At 32.0% G+C, this 1,085-nt stretch carries 1 protein-coding gene; it reads left to right on the forward strand.

The window, feature by feature from the left end; translation table 11 throughout:
- Window positions 1-1,085: NAD(P)/FAD-dependent oxidoreductase (locus WJW32_RS12360; protein WP_340258773.1), on the forward strand; the 1,085-nt coding region annotated here is incomplete at both ends.

Consider the following 1,085-nt stretch of genomic DNA (forward strand, 5'->3'; position numbering starts at 1 on the left):
AGGAGTTGAAGTTTGTCAAGCAACTACAAAAGCAAATAGTGCGATAATTCATGGTGGATATGATGCTGTTGATGGAACTTTAAAGGCAAAGCTAAATGTTAAAGGAAATGAAATGTATGAGGATTTATGTAAAGAACTGGATGTTCATTTCAAGAGAATAGGATCTTTAGTTGTTGCATTTTCTGAAGAAGAAATGGAAACTATAAAAGATCTTTATGAAAGAGGAATTGACAATAAGGTTAAAGGTCTTGAAATATTAAATAAAGAGCAGGTTAAAGAAGTAGAGCCTAATATAAGTGATGAGGTAGTAGGAGCTCTTAGCTGTAAAAGTGCGGGAATTGTTTGCCCATTTAATTTAACTGTTGCTTTAATGGAAAACGCTATTACTAATGGGGTTAAGTTAAATACAGAGTGTGAGGTTACTAATATAACCAAAGATGAATACTTTAATATAGAGACAAAAAAAGGGAATATACAAGCCAAATATGTTATAAATGCAGCTGGATTATATGCTGATAAGATAAACAACATGATAGGCGGAGATGAATATTACATTATAAGTAGAAAGGGAGAATACAGGGTTTTAGATAAATCTGAAGGTGATATTGTAAATCATGTACTATTCCAATGTCCAACTAAAAAAGGTAAGGGAGTACTGGTTACACCTACTGTTCATGGCAATGTACTTTTAGGACCTACTGCTGAAGAAGTTGATAATCAAGAAGATGTATCAATAACAAAGTCTGGTTTAAGTTTTTTAACTAAAAATGCTAAAAAAAGCATACCAAGCCTTGATTTATCAAAGACTATAACATCTTTTTCAGGGGTTAGAGCAACTCCTAATACTAAGGATTTTATGATATTCGCATCAAGTAAGGCGCAAGGATTTATAAATGTTGGAGGAATAGAATCTCCTGGACTTAGTGCAGCACCAGCTATAGCTGAGTATGTAATAGATATATTAAAAGAAGAGGGATTAAATTTTGAAGAAAAACAAAATTTCAATCCATATAGAAAAAAAGATAAGCCGTTTTCTCACATGAATAATGAAGAAAGAAAAGAAGCTATCAAAAAGGATATAAGAC

It is taken from the genome of Tepidibacter sp. Z1-5, from assembly GCF_037844525.1.
In the GTDB taxonomy this organism is placed as follows: Bacteria; Bacillota; Clostridia; order Peptostreptococcales; family Peptostreptococcaceae; genus Tepidibacter_A.